The sequence below is a fragment of the Neobacillus sp. genome, assembly GCF_031988165.1.
In the GTDB taxonomy this organism is placed as follows: domain Bacteria; phylum Bacillota; class Bacilli; order Bacillales; family Cytobacillaceae; genus Neobacillus; species Neobacillus rhizosphaerae.
Genome location: NZ_DALZYO010000008.1, coordinates 91,695 through 117,856, shown reverse-complemented (window position 1 = coordinate 117,856; position 26,162 = coordinate 91,695). Strand labels below are relative to the sequence as shown.

The following is a 26,162-nucleotide window of genomic DNA, read 5'->3' as shown; positions in this document are numbered from 1 at the left end:
TTAACCTATTAATTACTCTTTATACCAAACAAATCTATTAATAATTTTCGTATAACTTTGTATAATTTTAACAACCTTAACAGATACATTCTGATCCACATAATCATGTGCAAGAATCGCCTTCTTTTCATTCATAGCTCTACTTAATTCGACTCCCTGAACAATGTCCTTTTCATTAATACCACCAATTACTACTGTTCCCTTATCCAACACCTCAGGCCTTTCTGTTGATGTCCTAATTAACACTCCAGTGAATCCAAGGATTGCAGACTCTTCAGATAAAGTTCCACTATCAGATAATGTACAGAATGACTCTAGTTGTAACTTATTATAATCAAAAAAACCAAAAGGTTTTAATTGTCTTACCAAAGGATGAAATTTAAACCCTCTCTTCTCTATCTTTTTCCAACTTCTCGGATGGGTAGAGTAAATGATTGGAAGTTGATATATTTCAGCAATTTTATTTAAAGCATTCATTAAAGAAAAGAAGTTTTTCTCATCATCTATGTTCTCTTCTCTATGAGCCGATACTAAAATATACTTTCCTGCTTTTAGTTCTAGTTCATCTAAAACTCCACTGTTCTCTATCTTATCCATGTTTTTGTGTAATACCTCAGTCATTGGTGAACCTGTTACAAAAACATGTTCTTTTCTTAGACCTTCAGATAACAGATATCTTCTGCTATGTTCTGTATATGCAAGATTAATATCTGATATATGGTCTACAATCTTTCTGTTAATCTCCTCAGGAACATTTTGGTCAAAACAACGATTACCTGCTTCCATATGAAAAATAGGTATTTTTAGACGTTTTGCTGCAATAGCACTTAAACAACTATTCGTATCTCCCAATATTAAAAGTGCATCAGGATTCTCTTGTTTTAATATCTTATATGAGCAAGAAATAATATTCCCCATCGTTTCTCCTAAGTCTTCTCCAACAACACCTAAGAAATGATCAGGCTGTCTTAATCCCAATTCTTCGAAAAAGATATCATTAAGCGTATAATCCCAGTTCTGCCCCGTATGCACTAACACATGATTAAAATATCTATCACAAGCTTTAATTACTTCCGATAATCTTATAATTTCTGGTCTTGTACCAACTATTGTCATAACCTTCATTTTTTCCATTCTATTCTATACCTCCAAAGGATACGTATCCGGCTTTTTTGGATCGAAGCATTCATTTACCCACATTACTGTTACTAAGTCATTTCTTCCTACATTTACAATTGAGTGAGAATATCCAGTAGGAATATCTACAACCTGTAACTTATCTCCACTAACTCTATATTCAATAATATCCTCTGAATCTGGCTTTCTAAATCTTATTAATCCTTCTCCACTTACTACTAAAAATTTCTCATTTTTAGTATGATGCCAATGGTTTCCTTTAGTAATTCCTGGTTTTGATACATTAATAGAAACTTGTCCTCTATCAGGAGTTCTAATAAATTCTGTAAAGGATCCTCTATGGTCACAATTCATTTTAAGATCATATGAAAACTTATCCTCTGGTAAAAAGCTTAAATAAGTGCTATAAAGCTTCTTAGTTAATGGATCTTCCATATTTGGAATACTTAAATTCCCTCTGCTTTCTTTGAAGCTTTTGATTACATTTGCTAATTCTCCAAGTTTAATCTTGTGAGTTACAGGTACAACACAGTAGTCATCCTGAGAAGTAGGATTCCCTTCTAAAGCCCTTAAAAATTCTTCTAACAAATCATCAATATAACTAAGAGTAAGTTCCGCATCTGAATTATTTATCTGGATATCCAAGTTTCTAGCAATATTATGGCAATAAGTAGCCACCACAGTATTATAATTAGGTTTGCTCCATTTCCCAAATAAGTTTGGTAATCTATAAATGAAAACTTTCACATCAGTTTCTTTATAATAATCAAATAATAAATCCTCTACTGCTTTTTTACTTCTACCATAAGGATTATCCTTTTCTGCTTGGATAGACGAAGTAATCACGACAGGTGCTTTATTGCCCGATTTCTTTAGTAAAGCTAACAATTCAGATGTAAAACCAAAATTACCTTCCATAAACTCTTTTTCATCTTTTGGTCTATTAATACCAGCAAGGTGGAATACAAAGTCACAATCTTGTGTATATTTTTCTAGTAAAAAACGATTACTTTCTCTACTAAAATTATATATATCTGTATATCCCTTATTTTTAAGTTCAGCTATAAGGTTTGTTCCTACAAATCCTTGGGAACCTGTAACTAAGATTTTCATTTAATATTCCACCCTTTAATTCATTAAGTACTTTTTTTCTTTCCATTTCATTAGTTCATCTTTCACATAGTCTAATGCAAGTAGTTTTTCCTTTATTTGTTCAACATTTAATAGTTCAGTATTTTGCGAGTTATATTCTTCAACAGTCGTTAACTTTTTATTTCCATCTACAAAATACTTATCGTAGTTTAAATCCCTTTGATCTGCTGGAACCCTAAAGAAACCACCCATATCTTCAGCTACTACATATTCTTCTCTAGTAAGAAGAGTTTCATATAACTTCTCTCCAGGACGAGTTCCAATTACTTTGATTTCATTATCGGCATTAAAAAGCTCTTTAATCGCTTGTGCAAGATCTCCAATCAAACTTGCTGGCGCTTTTTGAACCATGATATCTCCAGCCTCGGCATTATAAAAGGCAAATACTACTAACTCGACCGCCTCTTCAAGGCTCATTAAGTACCTTGTCATATTAGGATCTGTTACTGTTAACTGCTGCCCACTTTTAATCTGTTCAATAAATAATGGTATAACCGATCCACGTGAAGCCATAACATTGCCATATCTAGTACCACAAATAAGAGTTTGATCTGGAGATACAGTTTTTGATTTCGCAACAAAGACCTTTTCCATCATCGCCTTTGAAATTCCCATTGCATTAATTGGATAAGCAGCTTTATCTGTTGATAGACAAATTACCTTTTCAACTCCATATTGTATTGCTGCAGTAAGTACATTATCTGTACCTATTACATTTGTTTTTACTGCTTCAAGCGGAAAGAACTCACATGAAGGCACCTGCTTCAATGCTGCTCCATGGAAAATATAATCTACACCATGCATAGCATTTTTGACACTTGCTAAATCCCGAACATCTCCTAAATAAAACTTAAGCTTCTCACTCTTATATTGTTTACGCATATCATCTTGTTTTTTTTCGTCTCTAGAAAATATACGAATTTCACGGATATCGGTGTCTAAAAATCGCTTCATTACAGCATTACCAAAGGAACCTGTTCCTCCTGTTATTAAAAGTGTTTTATTAGTGAACATGATTTTCCTTCCTCCCTTAATGGATTAACCAAAATGTTTATCCATTCTTTTTAATAGCTCTTCTTTATTAAAGGTTCTATCATAGTAATCTCTTGCATTAAATCCTAATTTTGTTAATTCATCGTAGGATTTAAATGATAAATCATTTATCAAATCTGAAAGTCTTTCTGCATCCCCAGCAGGACAAGAAACACCTGCATTCGATTCTTTAATAATTTGATTTGTTTCTCCATCAGCAGACGCAATAATCGGGATTCCACAGGCCATATATGATTGTAGCTTTGCAGGAATTGTCATAGCAAATAAAGGACTGTCAGTTAAGCAAAGAAAAGCAGCATCGCTAGCCGCCATAAATTGCGGAATCCTTGTTGCTGGCTGCTTAGGGATAAAGTTAAACATATCAGAGACATTAGCTGAATTAACAAAATTAATTAATGCTTCTTTATATCTGCCGTCCCCTACTATATTAAATCGAATTTTTCTATTCAAATTATTCTTTTTTATTAAGACAGCTGTTTTTGGCAAGATATCTAAACCTTGAGCGTTGCCAATATTGCCTGCAAATATGATATTAAAAGCATCATCATTAGGAATTTCATCGATATTTATTTTCTCTATTGGTCTATAAAAGTCTTCTGCATATTGTGGCCAATACTCAATCTTTTCTGAAGGTACACCTCGTTTTTCAATTGACTCCTTAAAACTATTTGACGTTGTAAAGATTTTTGTACACCGGGCATAGATGTAATCCACCATCTTCCCAATTGCACCAATAAATACATTATTTGTTATCCCAGTTATAATCTCGACATTCTCCGGCCAAAGGTCTTGAACGTATAAATAGCAAGGTATCTTTCTTTTCTTCGCAAACCATACTCCTGGTAATGCTTGAGTCATTGGGGATACTTCAAATATAAATACATAATCAGCCTTTATTAGAGTGAATACTTTCCAAAAGAAACCCGATACCACAAAGGATAAATAATTTAAAGCGAGCATGATGGCATTGTTTCCTCTAGGTATAAGCGGTATTCTAATAATCTCAATACCCTCATAAATTTCTTTTCTTTTCTTAAACAATCCATACCCTTCGTAATATTTTCCTTGCGGATAATTAGGGATTCCAGTTAAAACCGTTACTTTATATCCTCTTTTAACCCACTCAGTACAAATGTCATTTATTCGAAATTGTTCAGGGTAGAAATACTGTGCTACAACTAAAATATGCTTCTTCAACCCTTCACCCACTCATCCTATTTTTCTGTTAACATAATAGATTCTTTTAAATTTCTAACTCTATAATTCTCTTTATACTCAGATATACTTTGCTTATATACCAAATTACCAAAAACCTTATTAATGATTCCAACCTTTAAACCCATTATACTTAACATAGGATTAAATATTTTTGTCAATTTAACCTTTCTGCCATAAACTTCAGCAATTGCCTTTACCATCTCTGAAGTCTTGACATACTCACTATTCTGCGGGAAGAATAATCCACTCTCTTTATTTTCTATCATAAGCCGCATAAACTCGCACAAGTTATCTATATGAAGCATACTGCGCTGATTATCAATGTCAGGAAACACTGGTAGTTTCCGTGCTGCCTTTGCCAACTTTGGATAATTCCCTTTTGATCCTTTACCGTAAATCATAGGTGGTCGAAGAATAGCAATTCTGAAATTGTCACAATTTAAAGGTTTTATTCCTTCTTCAGCTTGAAGTTTACTGTTACCATAAAAATTACTTGGCTTTGGAATAGTGCTTTCATCGATAATTCTCTTTTCATCACCATAAACAATTATGCTACTCAAGAAAATAAACTGATTTACTCCAGCGGCCTTTGCTTTTGTTGCTAGCTCTATCGTTAGGTCTCTATTGACCTTATAATATTGCGATTCCATGTTGGGATCAGTTGATACATGCGCTATACCTGCCACATGTAAGATGACATCATAATTAGAAAAGTCTGTTTTCCTCCATTCTTCTGTCCTACATGAAATATACTCTGTATTGTATTTATCAGCAGCCCAGGCTGCGAATGCATTACCAATATAACTATGTTTGGCTGTGATAAGTATTTTTTTCATCCCACTATCCTCTCACTATCCTCGTTTTCCACTGTTCTTATTGTAGTTGAGGCACCATTCTCTCTCTCAATCTCACCAATACCACCTTCAACAACACCATCGTGTCTAAGAATACTGTCAATAGTATTGAAGAAGCATCTCACATCAAATGCAAAACTCAATTTTTCAACATACTCCCCATCCAGCTTCGCTTTAACTTCAATCGAAAGCTCATCTCTCCCGTTTATCTGTGCCCATCCGGTAAGCCCAGGATAAATATCATTCGCCCCATATTTATCCCTTTCAGCCATTAAATCATACTGATTCCATAGGCAAGGCCGTGGACCAATAATACTCATTTCACCTTTAAGAATGTTTAAAATTTGTGGAAGTTCATCCAAACTAGTTTTACGTAGTATTTTTCCAACTCTAGTAATATAGCTTTCTGGGTCCTTCAAAAGGTGAGTTGGTGTATCTTTTGGTGTATCAATTTTCATCGTTCTAAATTTCAAAATAAAAAACTCTGATTTATCTTTTCCAATCCTACGTTGCTTAAATAACACCGGACCTTTTGAATCAAGCTTAATGCAAATAATTAATAGTAAGAAGACAGGTAAAAGCACTACAATACCTATAAAGGCAAGAATAATGTCTAATATTTTTTTTATATATGCTCTATAAATCACTCTTTTATCCACCTCAACTAGAAAAGGTTAAATAATTATTTAACCTTTTCTGTCTCCAATATTTCATTCATAAAGGTAAGAATTTCTTCTCGTAATGAAGGTTCTTGCAACGCAAACTCAATAGTAGTCTTCACAAACCCAATTTTCTCTCCAACATCATACCGTTTGCCCTCAAAATCATAAGCAAATACCCGTTGTATCTGGTTCAGTTTCTGAATCGCATCCGTCAACTGAATCTCGCCACCAGCTCCAGTCTCCTGCTGCTCCAAAAACATAAAAATCTCTGGCGTAAGAATATACCGTCCCATTATCGCTAGATTAGAAGGAGCTGTTCCTTGCTTAGGCTTTTCAACAAAATTATTCACTTGATACCTTCTACCATCCTGAACTGAAGGATCAACAATCCCATACCGATGCGTCTCCTCACTCGGTACAGACTGAACGCCAATCACAGACGAAAGCGTTTCTTCGTATTGATTTATCAGCTGCTTTAAGCAAGGAGTTTCACTTTGAACAATGTCATCACCAAGTAAAACAGCAAACGGCTCATCCCCAATAAAGTTACGTGCACACCATACAGCATGCCCTAAACCCTTTGGTTCCTTTTGCCGAATATAGTGAATATCAGCTAGATTAGTAGAATAACGGACCTTATCGAGTATATCTGTTTTTCCTTTTTCTAATAAATTTTGCTCAAGTTCATGAGCGTAATCAAAATGATCTTCGATTGCTCGTTTTCCTTTTCCTGTGACAATAATAATATCTTCAATCCCAGAAGCAACTGCTTCTTCGACAATATATTGAATCGTCGGTTTATCAACAATCGGCAGCATTTCCTTTGGCATTGCTTTTGTAGCCGGAAGGAATCTTGTCCCAAGTCCCGCTGCTGGTATAATCGCTTTCCGTACTCGTTTCATGCATATTCCACCTTTTTATTTTAATATCAAACCGAAAGGCTTGAATCGTTTAATCTTGTTCTTTTCAACCGCAGTTCAATATGTATGGTTATTGTCCTAATCAAACCCTATGTTGTATCTTTTAATCCGTTTCTTCAGTTCGCCTTAGATAGAACAGTTGCACCATCAAACCTATTATTTGCCACTGCAATCAACGTTTCATGCATTTCCGCTTCAGACATATCTACTAAACTATTTATTAAAACGCGTAATTTTTCAGTGCTAATAATCTTCGCTTTTCCAATATGTATCTTTGGATACACCTGCTCCGGATGCACCTCATTCTCATTCAGCAGCTCTTCATACATCTTCTCCCCAGGCCGCAGCCCAGAGAACTGAATCCCAATTTCTTCTATCGTATATCCAGATAATTTAATCAGGTTTTTCGCTAAATCCACGATCTTAACTGGTTCCCCCATATCGAGGACAAACACCTCGCCACCGCGTGCTAACGCCCCTGCCTGAATCACAAGCCGGGATGCTTCCGGAATCGTCATAAAATACCTCGTCATTTCGGGATGGGTAACTGTCACTGGCCCACCAGCCTGAATTTGTTGTTTAAACAACGGAATCACACTACCACGGCTACCCAATACATTTCCAAATCGAACGGCAACAAATTTTGTTTCACTATTTTGCGCTAGACTCTGAATAATCATTTCCGCAAATCGTTTCGTCGCCCCCATCACATTCGTAGGATTCACTGCTTTATCCGAAGAAATCATCACAAATGTACTCACACCGAAGGTGTCTGCCGCCTCTGCCACATTCTTCGTTCCAAAAATATTATTCTTAACCGCTTCCCGCGGATTATATTCCATCAACGGAACATGCTTATGTGCCGCTGCATGATACACAACAAACGGACGATGTTCTTCCATCACATCAAACATTCTTGTCCGGTCTTGAATATCACCAATCACCGGGACAATTTCGATTTGATTTTGGTATTTCTTACGTAGTTCCATATCAATCAAGTAAATACTGTTCTCACCATGTCCAACTAAAACTAGTTTCGCTGGCGTAAACTTACAAATCTGCCGGCAAATTTCCGAACCAATCGAACCACCGGCACCAGTAACCAATACCGTTCTTCCAGTAATATTTTCAGATATCCGACTAATATCTAACTCTACCGGTTCTCTTCCAAGTAAATCCTCAACTTGAACCTCACGGAATTGATTAACAGAAACTTTCCCTGTCATTAAGTCTTCCAGCATCGGTAAAATTTGTGTTTTTACTTTTGTCTTTGCACATTCATCGAATATCCTCGATAACTCTTCCTGCTCTAAGGAAGGGATCGCGATGACGATATTATCAATCTTCAGCTCTGTTACCGCTCTCATAATATGCTTTGTATCCCCGTATACAGGGATATTCAAGAATTGAAGCTTAAATTTCCGCGGGTCATCATCAATAAAGGCAACCGGCATTAATTCTGGATCAGCATTTTGCTGTAATTGTCGGGCAACCATGACCCCCGCAGCACCCGCACCAATAATCAGCGTTCGCTTTTTTGAGGAATCAGCTTTAAAATATGTATCCCTAATCATTCTCCACATTAACCGCGAGCCACCGACCGATAACACATAAAGATTGAAGGTAGTTAGTAACGCTCGAAAATAAATCTCAAAGCGGATGATGTACTGGACAAGCGCCATTGTTAGAACGGCGAATGTTACTGCCTTCACAATCGCAAATAATTCGCCAACACTCGCATATTCCCAGGCCTTATGATAAAGGCGGTAGTAGCTAGCTAAAATATGATGGCTGACCACAAGTGTGAACCCGCTTATCATCATGAATGTATTCGTATGGATGATAATCGATGGATGCAATGGATAATAGCTTAAATATAATGCCGTTAATACTAGAATCGTATCTAGTATTCCTAAAGTAACAATGCGAGTTTTGTATGCCACCTATCATTCCCCCTTAATCTCTTTATTTCGTCTATCTAAGAACCCCTCGGACAAAAAAATAAATACCTAATGGAAACACATGTGACTTTACACCTGTTTTTTCATTAGATATTTAATATTATATGTAAATTTTTTTATTGGGCATCTAACCCCCCTCACAATATACCTTTGACGACTCGCGTCTAAGGGTCCTTTCATGGACCCCACAGCATAATCGAGTGCCCCCATGGATAACGGACAGGGAAGCGTCGCCGATCAGTGATGAAGTCTGATAAAAAAATATAGGAATCCTCATAAATCCCCATTTTTATACTAGGATAATGATAGACGATTAATGATCCCGTAAGGGAGTAGTTGTACGGATATGTAAGTGGAACATATTAATCAACCGACAGAAACCTACGCTTTTCTTATCTAAAAAATCTTAAAAAACTTCTTCTTCTTAATCCGCTCCGGCACTTCCTTATATACACGACTACCCTCAATCACCAACGCCGCATTTTCTTCAAACAAATACACCATTTCATTCCCGTACTTCTCTTGAATCACACCGAAGGCATCGCTCATCATAAACGTCCGATTCGTAGTATTATGAGCATCAGAGGCAATAAAATGAGTCAGATTCGCTTCTATTAATTGCAGCGTAAAGCCCTTAATCTTCTTCCCAAAGCCGCCAAAAACACTTGCCGCAGTCACTTGTGTTAATGCTCCCTTTTTAACAAGCTGATAAAGAATCTCTGGCTGTTCGATGATTTGCTGATTGCGTTCCGGATGAACAATCACCGGAATAAGCCCTTGCATCTGCAAATCATAAAACAACTTCTCGGTGTATCGCGGCACATGGCTCGACGAGAACTCTACTAATACATACTGTGACTCATTGACTGCGAGGATTTCACCTGATTCAAACCCTTCTACCAATTCCCCATAGATTCGTGTCTCCTGACCAGGCAAAATCTTCAAATCTATTTTTTCCTTTACCAATGCTTGGTTCAACTCTGCAACTCGCTCGATAACCGTTTGTTTCGGGTTTTCGTACTGGTTATTCAAATGATGTGGTGTAGCGACAATGGTATGAATCCCTTGTCTGACAGCTTCCTTCGCCATCCTGATGCTTGCTGACAAATCCTCTGCCCCATCATCTACTCCAGGTAAAATGTGACAATGCAAATCGATCATTTGTACTACACCTCTTCCATTAAAATGTTAAAAACGCGTGACATTTTTAATGTTAACATTGTCGTAAATATAGGTAAAGGGGGGATTTTGTCGAATTTTGTTACTTTGCCCCATAATAATAGTAATAGTCACTCTTGTGGATCTCTTTATGGTTTAACACCACACCAAGCAGTTTACTATGTGCATGTTCGAGCAATTCCTTTGCTTTTTTCACCTGATCGATTTCTGTCTTTTCACTATACACAACCAGAATCGAGCCATCACACTGATTGGCAATAATTTGTGGATCTGCCACGGCTAATAATGGCGGTGTATCCATGATGATATAGTCAAAATGCTCTTTCGCTTCTTCCATAAATTGTTGCATTGACTTTGAACTTAATAGCTCCGCTGGATTGGGTGGAATCGGACCGCTTGTCAATACATACAGATCCTCTTCTTCTGTATCGACAACTGTTTTTACAAGTGTTCTTTGCTTTGTCAGCACCGTGGTAAACCCAAACAGGTTATCAGCACCAAAAGTATGATGAACCGTTGGCTTACGTAAGTCAGCATCGACAAGCAATACCTTTTTCCCAAGCTGGGCAAAGGTAACCGCAAGATTCGCTGCCGTCGTCGACTTTCCTTCAGCTGGTCCTGATGAGGAAACCATAATCGTTCTAATTTCTTCATCAATCGAAGAATATTGGATATTGGTCCGAATCGTCCGGTATTGTTCAGAAATCGGCGACTTCGGCGCAATCGCTGTAATCAGCTTTCGGCTCGGATCTTTACTTGTTTGTGTCTTTTTCTTCTTAAGAGCCAAGGGTCTCACCTCTTACTGTTGATTTTCTCGCTTCTCGCTTCAATTTCAATTCTTCCATCTGTTGGTCATCAATCGTGGCAATTACTCCTAAGATTGGCAGACCTAAGATTTTTTCCACATCTTGTTCGTTTTTAATCGTGTTATTAAAGTACTCAAGTAGGAATGCTAGTCCGACAGCAGCCATTAAACCAACCACCATCGCAATCGCTACATTTAATAACGGTCTTGGTTTAATCGGTGTCCGATTTTCGGAAATGTCCGCTTTTGCTAAAATACTGACATTATCGACTTTCATGATTTTGGGAATTTCATTTTTAAAAACCTCTGCCGTTTTGTTGGCAATTTCAGCTGCTACCAAGGCATCCGGATCCTGAACAGACAAATTGACAACCTGTGAATCCTTTTCACTGCCAACCGTTATCTTTCTTTTTAATTCGGAAGCTGTCATCTTTAAATCAAGGTCTTGCGAAACAATATCTAAAATCGCCGGGCTTGTGATAATCACATTATAGGTATTAATTAATTGAAGGTTTGTTTGTACTTCGCTTGGACTGTACATTGTTTGATCATTTTTCGCTTGGTTCACGAGAATTTGCGTAGAAGCTTGGTAAATCGGGGTCAAGAAAAAGTAACTAACTACTCCACTAACCAAGGCAGCAATAACTGTTATTGAGACGATTAATAGCAATTGTTTCTTCAAGGTCTCAAACAGCTCTTTTAAACTAATAGTCTCTTCCATTTCGTCCTCCTAATAAATCTTAATCCAAAATATATAGGGTTATTATATCATAATTTGTCGTAAAATCTTCTTAATTTGTCAAGTAAATCCACTTAATCTATTAAACACTCATTTGCATGAAATTTTTGAACAGAGAATAGGAATTGTATTTATTTTAACAAAGATTCACCACATCACTTGGGGATCCATTACATCCAGTCTATCTACTTTATAGAAAAGGAAGAAGCTCCGCCGCAAACGAAAAAAAAATGAGGTTACTTACCTCATTTAAACCATGTGATTACCCCATTAACTGGTGTACCTTATTAATCTGTAATTTTGAAATATGGGCTACTTTATTCGAATTGAAAAAATGAGCAAGATAGGTTTCACCGAAGGATTCAATCTTGATAATTTCTCTAAGATTCACCACGTACGATCGATGGGTTCGATAAAAGTAGTTCGGTAATCGTTTCTCAATCTCTTGAAGAGACTCCATTGTTTCGACCCGGTCATCCTCTAGCTGAATAATCGACTTTCTTCCTTCTTTTTCTACATAGAAGATTTCGTCCAAAGGTAGATAAAGAACCGTTTGATTGGACTTGATTGCCAGTTTATTTGGTATGATATTGATCTGCCTTTCTTCCATTCTTCTATGTAATTTCAGACCTACCTTTGCCTTTTCTAACGCAATAAATAGGCGAATCTTCTCGATGGGTTTCACAATATAATCAACCGCCGCCAGATTAAAGGCCTCAACAGCAAACTCAGCATAACCAGTTGTAAAAATGACCTGCACCGAAGGAACGATCTTTTTACAAGCCTTTGCGGCTTCGACCCCATTGATTTTCGGCATATTGATATCTACTAGCACAATCTCGGGCTTCTCCTTCATGACCACCTGAATCAGCTCTTCGCCATTAGATACCATTCCTGCTACCTTATAATCAGGTAATAACTGAATATAATGAGCCAGGAGTGATTTCGAAGAAAGATCATCATCAGCTATAATCACTTTCAGTTTCGTCATCAAACCCCTCACCTTTGTTTTTTTATCTATGATCCACTTTCAAGCCATATAGACTCCTTATTATTTTATCTCTTTTTCTGCAGAGAATAAATGGGTTGGTAGGTGGTTTTACATGTTAGATGACTATCAAAAAAGTGGTTATTGGCTGTTAATTTTTGTGGCATTCCTAGCAGATAGCCCTGAATAACAGGAACTTCGATCCGTTTTGCCGCTTCTAGATCCTCTTCTTTTTCGATACCCTCGAGAATAACGCCCATCTTATCCTTCGCGTATTGAATGAATAATGAAATCATTTCCTGCTTTTCCTTTGAGGATGAAAGTCCCTCAGCAAAGTAGCGATCCAATTTCATGTATTGAGGAGAAAACTCAATGATTTTTTGTATCCCAGCTGCCCCTTTGCCAATGTCATCGAGCGCGATGGAAAAACCACGTTGTTTTACCAGCGCGATTCTTTCCTTCATTTCTGGAATATCCCAACTAGCTTCTTCCTTTTTCGTTTCATTTAATTCAAAAACAATTTTCCCAGCTACTTGTGGATAGATTGTGAGCAACTGATCAATGAATAACGGAAAGTACGGATGAATGAGTGTCGATGGATAAATATTGATAAACAACCTCGCGTCCTTGGCCAATCTATGCAACGGAAAGCTGCTGATTGCCGTCGAGATGGACATCGTATCTAATTCGTACAAGGTTCCTTCTGTCCTTGCCAACTCGAAGGCATTCTCAATCTTCCCTGCCCAAAAGCCATCAGGAAACCTTAGGAGTGCTTCATAGCCAAAAATACTTAAGTTCTCTATATTCCACATGGGTTGATAGACATGTTCCATTTTTTGCGTAAGAATATCACCCATAAAGCTCACACTCATAAACAACCACCATTCCTGTCATAACTCTTCTATATTTAGAAAATAATAGCAATACCTTAATTTACCTGTAAGTTATCCATCTGTCTAATCTCCAAATGGCATGAAAGACTGCCATCTAGGCCTAACAGATAGGAAATGAGGACAGAACACCACATAAAAAGCGACATTTCGCGACATTTTTCGCATTATTTTTCAAAATTTAGTTTTGTACATAAAATAGGCCAACCAACCTCACAATTTATCTCTAACTGCTTTTCATAGAAAAAAACTGCCTAAAATCAGGCAGCTTCCATCTGAACGATATTTCACTAACGGCTATGACAAATGTTTCGAAAGCACGGTTAAAAAGGCAGGAATCTCAATCGGCTTGCATATATATTCCGCAAACCCTTTCCCCAGTGCTTGATTGATCTCCTCTGGCATCGCATTCGCACTTAAAGCAATGATTGGCGTTTGTTCGTAAGCAGGATTCGCTTTAATCCTGTCAAACACTTCATACCCATGAAGATCAGGAAGGTTTAGATCTAATAGGATTAAATCCGGCCGCCACTCCGCGGCCAACTCCATTCCCTCACTACCGGTCATCGCCGAAATTAAGCTAATCCCTTGGATCGTTCCGAGTATTTCTATTACTAATTGTAGATTTAATAAATTATCTTCAATATATAAAATCGTAAAATTATGCCCTTGAAGCAGCGCCGGTCTTTCTCCTTCCATTAGCTGCCGGTCGATAGCTACTTGGGCATTCACGAGCGGAAGACTGATCCAAAAATCACTTCCCTCTCCTATCCGGCTCTCCACCCCGACCTTGCCCCCCATTACTTGAATCAGCTGGCTGACAAGCGCAAGGCCCATTCCTATTCCTTCCCCTTGTGTATGATCACTTCGGTAAAAAGGTTCAAATATCGACTTTTGTTCGGAATCCGGTATCCCAATCCCTGTATCCACCATATGCACGAAAAGGATGTCATCTCGCTTGTCCCAGTGAATCGATACCTTTCCATTTTCGCGGTTATATTTTATCGCATTATCCAATAGGTTCAAGAAAATCTGTCTCAGCCTTATTTTATCAGCAAAAACATACCAATCATGATTACCGTTTTGCTCGAAGGCGATGCTGATTCCTTTTTTATCCGCTAACGGGGCGATTAATTTAATACATTCATTGATGATCTCATCGATTTTCACGGTATCCAATGCCAGCTTTATTTTTCCAGATTCAATTGCAGAAAGATCCAAGCTATCATTAATCAGCGTCAATAGGTGTCGGCCGCCTTTTAATATTTCACGGACAAACTGCTGCTGCTTAGCATTTAGTGTCTCCTCTAACTCCAGCAATTGCGAAAATCCGAGAATTCCGTTTAACGGGGTGCGCAGCTCATGACTCATTCTCGCTAGAAACTCCGATTTCGCCTTGTTGGCCTTGACCGCTTCTTCCTTCGTTTCAATGATTCCTCTTTCCATCGCCTTACGTTCGTTAATATCCTCAATCGCCCATATATGTCCCTTTAGTTCTCCATCCATATAAAAAGGGAAATAGCTTCTTTTAAAGATTCGATTTTCAAAATGTTCCACTTCATCTACCGCTGGCTTTTGATTTACTAATAGATCGTTCAACTTTTTCTTTTCTACTTCATTATTTTCAAAAAAGAAAGCCATCTGTTCGAAAACATCTTTGCCAATAATTTTCTGTATCGGCCCCTCGAATTTGAATAATTGGCACCACTTCCGATTTAAGGCGATTATTTTCCGGTCATCATCAATCACAACCATGCCAATCTCCAAACTATCAATCAGCGTTCTTCTTAATGCTAGGGACATATGCAATATTTTCTCTGACTTTTTCCGCTCGGAAATATCTACACCCGAGCCAATGACTTCGACCACTTTCCCATGCTTGATCACTGGGCTTAAGGTGACAAAGTAATCAATCCCATTAAGATGGGCTTCGTAATCGGTGATTTCACCATTCCAGGCCTTGGAATATGCTTGCTCAATCGTATCCGCATCCTGTTTTGAATAAAACTCGTGGAGATTTTTTCCGGTTACCATCGCAGACGTAAGGCCCATTTTTCCTAACAATTGGCCTTCCATCAAGGTATATATGTAATGGTCTCCCTGCTTGATATATTTCAAGGTCATTCCCTGCTGCCTGCGGATCGTGGTCATTAAATCTATCTCCGCTTTTTTGGCCTGTGCTTTGTATTTAATATAAATCGTCAGTGATACAATTGAAGAAAGGATGGCGACAAGAACCGACAAGTTCACAAGTCCCATTAAATTGAAACCAGAATAGATCAGTTTAGAATCCCCCTTTTATGAATTGATCCATATATTAATGGTAATGGAATACGATAAGGAACTACCGATGTAATGCTAGACATGACGATTACAGCGAAATTTGTTCTCTCATTTGATTGATTTTTAACTTGGAGACTTTCGCCAATTTGTCGTAGTCCTTAAAATGAACGATAAAGGTTTCTTTCTGAGGTGTTATTTGCGAAATCTTTTCTAAATTAATGAGATAGGAACGGTGTCCGTGGAAAAAGGAGTCATCCAGACGAGTGATAATTCTCCCCATCGTTTCGAACGTGTCATAGATGTCTTTATTAGTATATACAAGACACTTCTTCCCAACTTTTTCTATAAAAAAGATATCAACTAGGGGAATAAATAAGATAGCGTTTTGGTCCTTTAGCGTCAGAGTTTTTTGCTGCAATTGGGGGCTGTTTCCCGTTTTGTCCCGTTCATAGGAGATGATGTTTTTCGCTTTCATTAATGCTTGAAATAAACGTTCCTTATTCACTGGTTTAACCATATAATCAATAGCTCCGATTTCAAAGGCTTCGATCGCAAATTCATCATTGCCCGTAATAAAAATGACTTTGATCATTGGAAATACAGACATACACTCCTTTATCGCCTGCATCCCATCCTTGTTCGGAAATGGAACCGTTGTAAGTACAAGGTCAGGCTTCTTTACCATGACTATCTCGACGAGCTGTACCCCGTTTTCACACTGCCCAATGAATTGAAAATCCGGTAAGTCGCTAATCAAATTTTTAATTATCTCTATAGATTCTGGATGATCATCAGCAAGTATCACCTTTATTGGCTTCACACTATCCCTTCCCTCCTATCTCTGAAAATCTATCTTATTGTTTTATTTTAATAGAAAATGTCATTTAGTGGTATAAATTTCGGTGATTACGTCCATGCAAATGTTGAAAATTGTCGAAGCAGACTGGACATAAGAAATAGGTATTTATCCTCTTCAACCTCCATTTCTCCCTTTTCACGGCTATCATCTTGTCGACATGTAAATTGATTACTATAAAAATTATCTGATACTCTACACAAATTACGTAAGGAAAATCACTGATAATGTATGTTTTTCTACCCCGATTTTTGGGAATATTCCTCCTGATGAGTTCATTCCTATCGCTGAAAAAACGGATCTGATTGATGAGCTAACGGTTTGGTTGATTGAACAGGTTGGCGAACAATCGAAGCAATGGGTGAAAAGCGGCTATGCACCGATGCTGTTTGCGATTAATATTTCTCCCGTTATTTTGCAACGGAACCAATCATTTATGATTTTACTAGATGCGTTCTAAAAGGGTATTATTCATCCTTCCAACTTGGAGGTCGAAATTCCAGAGAACGTCTTTCTTGAGAATCTTTTTGATATGATGGACAAGCTGTATAGCTTAAATGAGATGGGAGTAACGGTTTCTCTCGATGACTTCGGAACGGGTTATGCTTCTATCGATTATCTAAAGCATCTGCCCATCGACAAAGTAAAAAATGATAAGTCCGTTATTCAAAGTGTTTTTGGCGGGGATGGACAAGAGAATCAAGCGATTATCAAGTCGATTGTCACTTTGGAAAAAGAACTAGGGATACTGATCATTGCCGTCGGTGTTGAAACACAAGAGCAAATTTCCTATTTAATGGCGGCCGACCTAAAACATGCCCAAGGCTACTTTTTTAGCAAACCATTGCGGGCGGGGGAAATAGAGCAGCTTGGTTTTTTGCGGATAGATTCAGAGGGGCTGGAAGTTTTTTGAGTTTAGAAGAGTGTGCGCAAAGCTAGCAAATATGACTTTTGACATCCTTTTTTTGCAAAAAAATATCCGGCAAAATGCCGGATCTGCAATAAAAAATATTTATATGGGGGGGGCATGAGAAGAAGATGCATTAACTCCTTTTCATGCTCTCATTATAATCCCCAAACATGAAAAAACTATGAACAAAAGATTAAAAAAATCTTATTTATTAAGAGGGTGTGTGGAAGAGCGCCCCTGCTCCTAGATTAAACAAAAGTGGTATATACGAGCACTAGAATAGATGAGACCAACATGATTTTTGCGAGCATCTTCGTGAATTTTCCGAGGGATTCCGCATAATCATGCCAAGTCCCCCAAAACGGTCTCTCTCTATCAAATACGTATTTAAAAAACACAAACTACCAGGTAATTGCATAATGTAACAGCGCGAGGACGACTGTCCCTGCCAGCATCGTAAGAATCCCTTTTATTGTTGCCCTCATGAACCTCCCACGACTAAAGTCACGAGTGTGCGGGAGCCACTTCCTTTTGGGCAAACTACCTGATTAAGATTAATCCCGTGACTTCTCCTGCATCACCTTGATCAGAGTATCCAGCTTCTCATTTCTTTCTTGATCCAATTTCGTTTTTTCCTTCATGAACCTGATCGTCCGAACGATAAAATAAATACTGAAGCCCAATATTAACAAATACATTAAAATAGGAATAATAGCAAACATTCCAAATACACTACCCATTCCACCCATTCCATTCATTCCATCCATTCCATCCATTTAAATCCCTCCATGTTTGTAAACTAATACCAATAGTATACAAGACTGCCTTAGGATTATCCAAGTTATTCTTTGCCCAGGAAACGCTATACCGATCCAGCCTGCTTGTGTTATTTTGAAAGAATCAACAAACCCAAGAATATCAAGTGTCCTCTCCCAAACCGCAATCCCCATCCGGTTATGAACTATTTCCTAACAGTCGTGCAGTATTTGTCGAAATCGATGTCAAACAACAACAAAAATGGTATCTTTTTATCATGATTTTTTTGATAATTGTTGCTTTTATTGAAATTTAAGGACAATCTGGTAATTTCCCTTCGAATCGGTGATATATCATAAAATTCGCTGATAAAAGGGACATTTTCGTTGATGTTGAAGGGGGCTACGTAGGTGTTCTATCGAAAAAAGTGAGCTAACGCCCATGTAGAAGCGGTCTACTTAGGTTTTCTATCGAAAAAAGTGAGTTAACACCGATGTAGAAGCGGTCTACTTAGGTGTTCGGCTAAAAAAGACGAGCAAAAGTCGATGTAGAAAGGGTCTACGTAGGTTTTCCACCCAAAAAAGAGAGTAAAAGACGATGTAGAAGGGCTCTTCTTAGGTTTTCCACCGAAAAAAGTGAGCTAACACCGATGTAGAAGCGATCTACGTAGGTTTTCAGCTAAAAAAGACGAGCAAAAGCGATGTAGAAAGGGTCTACGTAGGCGTTCTACTTGAAAAAGCAATCAAATAAATAATATAAGTAATTGGTGTTGTTAAAATAATAATTGTCCTAAGTTTCCCCCGTTCTTTTTCATCCTTTGATGAAATAAAAATGTATCTTCTAACTCCAAGAGCTAATATCACAATCCCAAAGGCAGTTGATAATAATACAAGAAAAAAATTAGAATTTGGAAAAGCTTTTGCTGTGACTGGGATTTCCACCAACGTTTTTAATGAGAAGTAAAAGATAATAAATAAAAGCAAATTGTAGATAAAAATGACTATCCAATTATTAATACGACTCATCCACAGTCCTCCTTTGCTTCCTGAATTTCTATCCTATATGTAATTGATCTCACTATTAGGAATGCTCCAATAAAAAATAATATTGCACTACATAATCCAATGTGGTTAATTAGCGGACCCGTCATAAATCCAATACCTACAAATGGTGTATGTTTCCAAGTTAAAATTTTGTATAACAATGTATACCCCTCCATTCTCTACTTCTGCATATTGTATTATTAATTATTCTACAATATTGGAAAATTTTCCTTCTTAAAATAAACTGGACAGTTAGCGCAATCTGAAAAAGGCTGCCGTAACGGCCTGGCCTTTTTGAATTCAAGAACCCATATAGTTTAAGTATCCTTCTGTAGAGTTGGTAAAACATATTCACTTGGCAACATATGCTTTACCTCCCGACTTACAAGAATCGTGATACTTTATTCAATTATTCTGCCCGTTACTTAAATAAAGAAAAGATGCATTCGATGACAGCTGGATCTTCAACTTCATACAAAATGGAACAAAATTATGAGGTTGTTAATTGTGAGTTCATTTTCCGAAATTTATAATCCATAAATTTAGCAATGCTAAAGGTGAAAAAAGAAATAAAAAGATGCCATTCAAAGCAATAGCAATCCATTTTGTTTTTTTTCCTTTTCCGAACGAAGCTAAAATTATGCCAACAAAGGGGCTGACTATAACAATAAGCAGTGTGAAATTAAGATAATGAGAATAGAAAAAGTGCGATGTAATAAAAGTTGATTCAATAATTTTTGCAATTACTGCAATAGAAAAAAACAAATAAGACAATGCGTTAAGTTTCCCCACAATCAAATCACCCTTCGTAAGTGTAAATTTACACTAATCATAACATAAAGTTCATTTACTTAAATGAATATTTTGGTAATTTTTTGTATTTGTTTACCAAATGTTTTCCCCACTACAGGCTTTATGAAACTCTCTTATCGACCTGAAAATTAGGCTTTTTTTCCAACTACAGGCTCTATGGACCTCTCTTATAAACCCCCGTTAGATTTTCCCCCTCAATCCGGTCACCTTTATTCCATATTGACAACCATTTTCTACGTTTTACTCGCTTTTCGTGCTCCAAATCCACTAAAAGCAAAAAAAGCTTTCACATACTAATCTAGTACGTGAAAGCTTTTTGCTTATCTATCATTATTCAGAGGATTTTTTTCTTCTGCCAATGATCAGTAGAACCATTCCTGCTAGCAACAGCCCTGAACCTACAAGCATCATATTATAGATGTTTGTTGCGGTATTCGCTAATTTGTGTGGATCAGAGGTGTCTTTAGTGACCACTATTTTCTTCACATTTTTTGCCGTCACTGTGGCAACTACCTTCTGACCTTTTTCAATCGTGAACTTGATTGGGTTTGTGTCTAATTCATAGCCAAATGGCGCTTTTGTTTCCACAAATTGATAGTCACCTGGCTTCAAATTATTTACCACTAGCTTGCCGTTTTCATCGGTTACCAAGCCTGTTTGGAGTGATTTACCTGCTGCGTCCTGCAACTCAAACTCTGCTCCAGATAATGTTAAGTCGTTATTGTCTTTGTCGATCTTCGTTAATTCAACCGAACCCGTTGTCAGTTCATTGATTGCTGTTATCTTGGCCACTACCGTCTGGCCTTTTTCAATCGTGAACTTGATTGGCGTTTGGTCGAGATCGTAGCCAAATGGTGCTTTTGTTTCAACAAATTGATAGTTACCTGGTTTTAAATTGTTCACCACTAGCTTGCCTTCTTTATTTGTTACCAAGCCTGATTGCAGCGTTTTGCCTGTTGCATCTTGTAATTCAAACTCGACGCCAGACAATGTTAACTCATGATTGTCTTTGTCGACCTTCGTTAATTCAACCGAGCCTGGGGTCAGTTCATTTATGGCTGTTACCTGAGCCACCACCGCCTGACTTCTCTCAATCGTGAATTTGATTGGCGTTTGGTCCAAATTATAGCCAAATGGCGCTTTTGTTTCGACCAATTGATAGTTACCTGGTTTCAAATTGTTCACAACCAGTTTGCCATTCACACCGGTAATTAAGCCTGGTTGCAGCGTTTTCCCTGCCACATCCTGTAACTCAAACTCCGCTCCGAACAATGTTAATTCCTTATTGTCCTTGTCGACCTTCGTTAATTCAACCGAACCAGTTATCAGTTCATTGATCGCTGTTACTTGAGCCACTACCTTCTGACCTTTTTCAATCGTGAACTTGATTGGAGTGGCATTAAGCTGATAATCTACCGGTGCTTTCGTTTCGACAAATTGATAATTGCCCGGCTTCAACTTGTTGACCACTAACTTGCCAACCTCATTCGTGGTCAATCCTGCTTGCAGTGTTTTACCAAATGCATCCTGTAACTCAAACTCCGCTCCGGACAATGTTATTTTGTGATCGTCTTTGTCAACCTTTGTTAATTCCACTGAACCTGTGGTCAGTTCATTGATCGCTGTTACTTGGATCGCTTTTGTTTGTCCTTTGACAATTGTGAACTTGACAGGCGTTTGATCAAGCTCATATCCAAATGGCGCTTTCATTTCGACTAACTGATAGTCGCCTGGTTTTAAATGATTCACAATCAGCTTGCCATCCACATCCGTTACTAAGCCTGATTGAAGCGTTTTTCCTTTTGCATCCTGTAAAGCAAACTCTGCTCCGGACACTGTTAATTCTTTATGGTCCTTGTCGATTTTGATTAATTCAACAGAACCTGGTGTCAGTTCGTTAATCGCTGTTACTTTGGCTACTACTGTCTGCCCTTTGACAATCGTAAACTTGATTGGCGTTTTATCGAGATCGTAGCCAAATGGTGCTTTTGTTTCAACAAATTGATAGTCACCTGGTTTTAAATTGTTCACCACCAACTTGCCATCCTCAGTGGTTACCAATCCTGTTTGCAGCGATTTTCCTGCTACATCCTGTAACTCAAATACTGCTCCGGACAATGTTAGATTCTGATTGTCTTTGTCGAACTTGGTTAACTCAACGGAGCCTGTGGTCAATTCATTAATGGCAGTTACTTGGGCCACAACTACCTGGCCTTTTACAATCGTGAACTTGATCGGAGTTTGGTCCAGTTCATAACCAAATGGCGCTTTCGTTTCGACAAATTGATAGTCACCTGGTTTTAAATTGTTCACTACCAGCTTGCCGCTCGCGTCAGTTGTCAACCCGGTTCTTAGCGAATTGCCCTTAGCGTCCTGCAGCTTAAACACTGCTCCTGACAATGTTGTTTCTTTATGGTCTTTATCGATTTTCACTAGTTCAACTGCACCAGTCGAAAGTTGATTTTTCATCGTTATCGTGATTTTTTCTGTTTGTTTTTCCCCAATCGTGAATGATTGTGGCGTAGCGTCCAACTTATATCCAAACGGGGCCTCGATCTCAATGAATTGATACTCGCCTGGTTCAAGCTGATCCTTGTAGATGATGCCATGATCATCTGTTTCTAGTTCAGCTATTTTCTTGAATTGATTTCCTTCTTTAACCAATAACGCAAATTTGGCCCCTTTTAACGTTTCCGTTTGATTATCGCTATCGACTTTTGTTAATTCGACAGCACGGATGATCTTTTTATTTTTTATACTTACTTTTGTATCCTTGGCATTAACAGTCACCTTTTGACTATCACTGATCCCTACTAGATAGCCCACAGGTGCGGCTGCTTCCTTCAAGATATAATCGTTATAGAGTAAGTTGGCAAATGTCACTTTCCCATCTTCGCCAGTTGTTAATGTCCGAAGAGCGATTTTCCCTTCACTGTCATAGAGAGTAAACGTAGCCCCTTGTAAAACATCACCTGTAGTTGCGTCAACTTTAGTCACTTCTAGACTACCGGTTTCGCCACTACCTGTGCCAGAACCTCCTGAAAGTTTGACGACAACCTTTTGAGTCGATTCCGTTACTTCGGTGGTAATTTGTTCGCCTTCAAATTTAACCGTATTCGACACGGTATCGCCATTTCGGGCATTAATGAAAGATTGATAGTCTAATATATAGGCTGAATCGATGGTCCGAAGGAAACGGACCTCGAAGCTTTGACTCCCTTGGTCATCCGTCTTTATTGTCAGCTTGTAATCGACATCTCGTTTTAATTCAGCTGCTTGATCTTTTGTCACCGTTCCATTTCCAGCAACTTTTGTTGCATATAAATGGAAGGAGTCTTCTAATAAAATTTGATTGGGAGTAGGGGTATCCAGGATTTTGGCATTTGAAACATGTGATTGCCCAAAATTGATGTTTACCGTCCAATTAATGAGTTTATTATCCTGTGTCCCTGTTTTACGTGTGTATTCTTCTCCATATTGAACAGATACACTGGCATTGAGCTTGGTTACTTCCGTTGTTCCATCGAATAGAGTAGCCGTATTGTTATAAGTTTTTTTAATGAGCTTATCTTTCAAACTCGTCTTATAGGTAATAAAGTGGGGTGAATTGATTTCCTTTTTAAACGTGATTCGGAATCCAGGATTTCCATCTTTATCTTTTATACTTGTAACGGTGTAGTCCGTACCGAGAATTAACTCTGTACCATTCTTTGTTCCATTGTTAGTGCCCGTCAAGTCCATCCGGTAGACTTTGAGTGACCCTTCTACTAGTTCCTGCCCTTGTAAAATATAGTCGTCCATCATCGGGTTTGAAAGGGTCTTTAGGTTATAGTTCACTCCAATATTCCAGGTGATTTCTTTTGTGACTGCATTGTAAGAACCATTTTTAAAGCCGTTATTCTGGGTGTAGGTATCTGGGGTAAATCGAGCTGTGGCCTCTTGCGTTTGTTGCTTGCCCGCTTCATCCTCCCACACTAGCGTTGCTTTATTATCTAAATATTTATTGTTTGTAATCGCTCTTGCTTCATAATCAAATTTCGTTTGATAGCTGATGAAATGCGTTTCAGTAATTGGCTTGAGGAAGGTTAGGATGAATTCATCTTGTTTGTTCTGTGTTAATACATAATCAATCCCTTGCTTTAATACTTCCCTTTTGCCCTGGACATCCTGTTCAATTTTCAGTGTTTCTGGAACCAACGTCAGTCCCTTATTAGGAAAAATATCTGTTAATTTCGCTTTATTCATATAAAATTCATCATAGTTAAAGGTGATTTCCCATTTGGTGGTTTTATCAATGTAGTTGGTATCAGGATAATTGGGTTTATTTACTTTCGTTAATATCCCTTGGCTTATGTTTCTCGAAGCACTGGCATTCGCATCTCCTGACACGACGCTATTGGTAATCGTTCCATTCGTAAAAATACGATCCTTCGCTTTTGTCTGATAAACAATTTTGTAAGCTGCATTGATCTCCTCCAGGAATTTGAACTCAAATCCGTCTTGTCCCGTTTTGGATATCGGTGTGACAGTGTATTTATCTGCTGTGAGTAGCTGGGCATCTTTTTCAGTGCCATTTTCGTTTAATGTTATTTTATACACTTTAAATGAGCTATTGACCAGCTTTTGACTATTATTGAAATAATCGGTTAAGACCGCATTATTCTTGGCAATGGTTTTTTCGTTATAGTTGTATTTAATCGTCCACTCAATTGTTTGTTCTTTTGCATTATAGCCTGTTGAATCCTTCGCGAGCGGTGTTCCCCGACTGACCGTAACCGTGGTCTTCGCCTTTGATTCACTGATATTCGTCCCTAATAGTGAAGCTTCATTCTCAAAACTCGTTTGGTCTGCATTGGTAATAGTCGTTGTGTAACAGACACGATAGGCGGAACGAACAGTACCTTCTTTAAACCGGATTTGAAAATCTCCCCCTCCGGTTATTTTTTCAATGATATAATCGTTCGGGTTAACTGCTTCTCCTTGTTTCACGCTGCCATCCAACTGCACGTAAAGGAGGTATAACTTGATCGAACCTGACTGTAAGGCTTGTCCTGTTTGGATTGGATCCCGGAGAATGGCTTGGTCCACTTTCGCTAGCTGTTTGTTAAAATCAACCGTCCAATTAATGGTTTCAGCATTGTAAACTCTATTGGGCAGGCCTTTCTTATCAATAGCAGGACCTTGTTTTGGTTGAAAAACAACTGGGATTTTTACGATTTGGTCATCCTTGATGGGAAAAACAATTTCTTTCGTCACACTGCCAACAAGCTTTTCACTAAATTCGGTCCAAAGCTTGATGACCCCGTTGACATTGGAAAGAGTTTCTATTTTTTCGTTAAAGGTCATGGTGACCTTTCCGTCTTTTGTCACAGTGAAAGTTCCCACTGTACTACCGCCAAACAATAAAGGTTGGGCATCAATATCATTGTAAATCGCAAACTCTTTTGGTAGGTAGAAGCTAAAATAATCACCTGCCTTATACCCGTGATTGTTTTTTAGTGCCCATGTATAGGAAATTTCTACTGCTGAACCTAAGCTTGGATGAAGATCTGGATTTTCCGCTGCATGAATAACATTTCCATCTTTATCCTTTAAGACGACACTTGTGAGAATATTTTCCTTAATCTCACTAGCTGTCGCGGCGATAGCAGTGGCTTCAGTTGATTCTGACTCCTGTGCAGTTGCCACCAATGGATAACCCAACCCATTAAACATAGTCTGGACGATGAACATAAATAAAATGGCTATGATCCTAATCTTACTTTTCATCACTACGTTCTCCTTACCTTGTATTTCCTTTCAGTAGTTTTTACAAAAGGATTTCACTCTAAAGGAGAATTATGAATGTTCCAACTATACAAAAACTCTACAAATCGGTGATTTATGTCACAAAAGGAAAGTATTTGTTTGATTTTTGAGAAAAAACTTACTGATTGTCGAAAA

The 26,162-nt window shown here is 38.0% G+C and carries 19 protein-coding genes and 1 pseudogene; 1 reads left to right on the top strand and 19 read right to left on the bottom strand.

Annotated features, from left to right (window positions below; genetic code table 11):
* Window positions 1-12: 12 nt before the first annotated feature.
* The 15 genes from wecB to RTR43_RS06570 form a co-directional block, all read right to left on the bottom strand.
* Window positions 13-1,134 (bottom strand): non-hydrolyzing UDP-N-acetylglucosamine 2-epimerase, encoded by a 1,122-nt coding sequence (gene wecB / locus RTR43_RS06640; protein ID WP_312470575.1) that lies wholly within the window; start codon window positions 1,132-1,134, stop codon window positions 13-15.
* Window positions 1,135-1,140: 6 nt separating this feature from the next.
* Complete coding sequence (locus RTR43_RS06635) at window positions 1,141-2,250, bottom strand: capsular polysaccharide biosynthesis protein CapF (protein WP_312470573.1); 1,110 nt, start codon at window positions 2,248-2,250, stop codon at window positions 1,141-1,143.
* Between the two features lie 15 nt (window positions 2,251-2,265).
* Window positions 2,266-3,303, bottom strand: coding sequence for a polysaccharide biosynthesis protein (locus RTR43_RS06630; protein WP_312470571.1), 1,038 nt, complete (start codon window positions 3,301-3,303; stop codon window positions 2,266-2,268).
* Between the two features lie 24 nt (window positions 3,304-3,327).
* On the bottom strand, window positions 3,328-4,539 hold the full coding sequence (locus RTR43_RS06625; RefSeq protein ID WP_312470569.1) for a glycosyltransferase family 4 protein: 1,212 nt from the start codon (window positions 4,537-4,539) through the stop codon (window positions 3,328-3,330).
* 17 nt (window positions 4,540-4,556) lie between these two features.
* Entirely contained in the window at window positions 4,557-5,396 is an 840-nt protein-coding gene (locus RTR43_RS06620) for an NAD-dependent epimerase/dehydratase family protein (protein ID WP_312470567.1), read from the bottom strand.
* Window positions 5,393-6,061 (bottom strand): sugar transferase, encoded by a 669-nt coding sequence (locus RTR43_RS06615; RefSeq protein WP_312470565.1) that lies wholly within the window; start codon window positions 6,059-6,061, stop codon window positions 5,393-5,395. The genes RTR43_RS06620 and RTR43_RS06615 overlap by 4 nt, the downstream gene beginning before the upstream one ends.
* 35 nt (window positions 6,062-6,096) lie before the next feature.
* Window positions 6,097-6,978 carry a UTP--glucose-1-phosphate uridylyltransferase GalU gene (gene galU / locus RTR43_RS06610; protein ID WP_312470563.1) on the bottom strand — a complete coding sequence of 294 codons (882 nt, stop codon included), beginning with the start codon at window positions 6,976-6,978 and terminating at the stop codon, window positions 6,097-6,099.
* Window positions 6,979-7,112: 134 nt separating this feature from the next.
* Complete coding sequence (locus tag RTR43_RS06605; RefSeq protein ID WP_312470561.1) at window positions 7,113-8,939, bottom strand: polysaccharide biosynthesis protein; 1,827 nt, start codon at window positions 8,937-8,939, stop codon at window positions 7,113-7,115.
* Between the two features lie 414 nt (window positions 8,940-9,353).
* Window positions 9,354-10,118: a tyrosine-protein phosphatase gene (locus RTR43_RS06600; RefSeq protein ID WP_312470559.1), complete on the bottom strand. Its 765-nt coding sequence runs from the start codon at window positions 10,116-10,118 to the stop codon at window positions 9,354-9,356.
* Window positions 10,119-10,218: 100 nt separating this feature from the next.
* Window positions 10,219-10,923, bottom strand: a complete 705-nt coding sequence (locus tag RTR43_RS06595) for a CpsD/CapB family tyrosine-protein kinase (protein WP_312470557.1) — start codon at window positions 10,921-10,923, stop codon at window positions 10,219-10,221.
* Complete coding sequence (locus tag RTR43_RS06590) at window positions 10,913-11,662, bottom strand: YveK family protein (RefSeq protein WP_312470556.1); 750 nt, start codon at window positions 11,660-11,662, stop codon at window positions 10,913-10,915. Before RTR43_RS06590 ends, RTR43_RS06595 begins: the two co-directional genes overlap by 11 nt.
* 280 nt (window positions 11,663-11,942) lie before the next feature.
* Complete coding sequence (locus RTR43_RS06585) at window positions 11,943-12,671, bottom strand: LytR/AlgR family response regulator transcription factor (protein ID WP_312470555.1); 729 nt, start codon at window positions 12,669-12,671, stop codon at window positions 11,943-11,945.
* Between the two features lie 65 nt (window positions 12,672-12,736).
* Window positions 12,737-13,540, bottom strand: a complete 804-nt coding sequence (locus RTR43_RS06580; RefSeq protein ID WP_312470553.1) for an EAL domain-containing protein — start codon at window positions 13,538-13,540, stop codon at window positions 12,737-12,739.
* Between the two features lie 315 nt (window positions 13,541-13,855).
* On the bottom strand, window positions 13,856-15,817 hold the full coding sequence (locus RTR43_RS06575; protein ID WP_312470550.1) for an ATP-binding protein: 1,962 nt from the start codon (window positions 15,815-15,817) through the stop codon (window positions 13,856-13,858).
* A gap of 112 nt (window positions 15,818-15,929) precedes the next feature.
* Entirely contained in the window at window positions 15,930-16,661 is a 732-nt protein-coding gene (locus RTR43_RS06570; protein WP_312470547.1) for a LytR/AlgR family response regulator transcription factor, read from the bottom strand.
* Window positions 16,662-16,863: 202 nt separating this feature from the next.
* Here RTR43_RS06570 and RTR43_RS06565 point away from each other — a divergent pair.
* Window positions 16,864-17,610: pseudogene (locus RTR43_RS06565) on the top strand (EAL domain-containing protein).
* A gap of 551 nt (window positions 17,611-18,161) precedes the next feature.
* Here RTR43_RS06565 and RTR43_RS06560 read toward each other — a convergent pair.
* From RTR43_RS06560 to RTR43_RS06545, 4 genes are all read right to left on the bottom strand, one after another.
* Complete coding sequence (locus RTR43_RS06560) at window positions 18,162-18,383, bottom strand: hypothetical protein (RefSeq protein ID WP_312470545.1); 222 nt, start codon at window positions 18,381-18,383, stop codon at window positions 18,162-18,164.
* 693 nt (window positions 18,384-19,076) lie between these two features.
* Window positions 19,077-19,388 (bottom strand): hypothetical protein, encoded by a 312-nt coding sequence (locus RTR43_RS06555; RefSeq protein ID WP_312470542.1) that lies wholly within the window; start codon window positions 19,386-19,388, stop codon window positions 19,077-19,079.
* A gap of 531 nt (window positions 19,389-19,919) precedes the next feature.
* Window positions 19,920-20,198 carry a hypothetical protein gene (locus RTR43_RS06550; protein WP_312470540.1) on the bottom strand — a complete coding sequence of 93 codons (279 nt, stop codon included), beginning with the start codon at window positions 20,196-20,198 and terminating at the stop codon, window positions 19,920-19,922.
* 351 nt (window positions 20,199-20,549) lie between these two features.
* Entirely contained in the window at window positions 20,550-25,988 is a 5,439-nt protein-coding gene (locus RTR43_RS06545) for a SpaA isopeptide-forming pilin-related protein (RefSeq protein WP_312470539.1), read from the bottom strand.
* Window positions 25,989-26,162: the final 174 nt, after the last annotated feature.

What these genes read in the sequence shown, in the direction of transcription:
- wecB (WP_312470575.1), bottom strand. Translation starts at nt 1,134, where the DNA reads ATGGAAAAAATGAAGGTTATGACAATAGTTGGTACAAGACCAGAAATT.
- RTR43_RS06635 (WP_312470573.1), bottom strand. Translation starts at nt 2,250, where the DNA reads ATGAAAATCTTAGTTACAGGTTCCCAAGGATTTGTAGGAACAAACCTT.
- RTR43_RS06630 (WP_312470571.1), bottom strand. Translation starts at nt 3,303, where the DNA reads ATGTTCACTAATAAAACACTTTTAATAACAGGAGGAACAGGTTCCTTT.
- RTR43_RS06620 (WP_312470567.1), bottom strand. Translation starts at nt 5,396, where the DNA reads ATGAAAAAAATACTTATCACAGCCAAACATAGTTATATTGGTAATGCA.
- galU (WP_312470563.1), bottom strand. Translation starts at nt 6,978, where the DNA reads ATGAAACGAGTACGGAAAGCGATTATACCAGCAGCGGGACTTGGGACA.
- RTR43_RS06600 (WP_312470559.1), bottom strand. Translation starts at nt 10,118, where the DNA reads ATGATCGATTTGCATTGTCACATTTTACCTGGAGTAGATGATGGGGCA.
- RTR43_RS06590 (WP_312470556.1), bottom strand. Translation starts at nt 11,662, where the DNA reads ATGGAAGAGACTATTAGTTTAAAAGAGCTGTTTGAGACCTTGAAGAAA.
- RTR43_RS06585 (WP_312470555.1), bottom strand. Translation starts at nt 12,671, where the DNA reads ATGACGAAACTGAAAGTGATTATAGCTGATGATGATCTTTCTTCGAAA.
- RTR43_RS06580 (WP_312470553.1), bottom strand. Translation starts at nt 13,540, where the DNA reads ATGAGTGTGAGCTTTATGGGTGATATTCTTACGCAAAAAATGGAACAT.
- RTR43_RS06575 (WP_312470550.1), bottom strand. Translation starts at nt 15,817, where the DNA reads ATGGGACTTGTGAACTTGTCGGTTCTTGTCGCCATCCTTTCTTCAATT.
- RTR43_RS06560 (WP_312470545.1), bottom strand. Translation starts at nt 18,383, where the DNA reads ATGGATGGAATGGATGGAATGAATGGAATGGGTGGAATGGGTAGTGTA.
- RTR43_RS06555 (WP_312470542.1), bottom strand. Translation starts at nt 19,388, where the DNA reads ATGAGTCGTATTAATAATTGGATAGTCATTTTTATCTACAATTTGCTT.
- RTR43_RS06545 (WP_312470539.1), bottom strand. Translation starts at nt 25,988, where the DNA reads ATGAAAAGTAAGATTAGGATCATAGCCATTTTATTTATGTTCATCGTC.